The organism is Streptomyces fildesensis (genome assembly GCF_016107395.1).
Taxonomy (GTDB): domain Bacteria; phylum Actinomycetota; class Actinomycetes; order Streptomycetales; family Streptomycetaceae; genus Actinacidiphila; species Actinacidiphila fildesensis.
In genome coordinates, this window is sequence record NZ_JAAIKO010000205.1 from 1 (window position 1) to 386 (window position 386).

Sequence of the window (386 nt, forward strand, 5' to 3'; positions counted from 1 at the left end):
ACAAAAACTAAGCCAAATTATAAAGCCATGGCAATTAAATGGTCACTTGCTCATTTCGGTTAACTTTGCCTGCCAAAGCCTATCAAGAGCACTGTCGGCATCACCCTGTGCACGAACAAAGCCACTAAGAGCAAAAGTGGTGTAGTTTCCCATATATCTTCCGTCTTCATCTAAATGGCCAATATTAATCTGAACAGAAGCATGATCTTTTGCAGTTATTAGCCTGTTCGTGGCAGAGCATTTTCTAGGAATGTAAAGATCAGTGATGATGCCATCTTCATTCTCCATTTTGGCAGTAAAAAGACTGAGAGTGAACTGCGACAGGCTCCCACCGGTGTTTCAGATTCAGATCGAACAGGTTGCTAGGGTTTCCGTTATCGTAAAGG

The 386-nt window shown here is 42.5% G+C and carries 1 protein-coding gene; it reads right to left on the minus strand.

Annotation, left to right across the window (positions count from 1 at the left end):
• Window positions 1-42 precede the first annotated feature (42 nt).
• Window positions 43-288 carry a 40S ribosomal protein S21 gene (locus C6N31_RS42600; RefSeq protein WP_198359676.1) on the minus strand — a complete coding sequence of 82 codons (246 nt, stop codon included), beginning with the start codon at window positions 286-288 and terminating at the stop codon, window positions 43-45.
• Window positions 289-386: the final 98 nt, after the last annotated feature.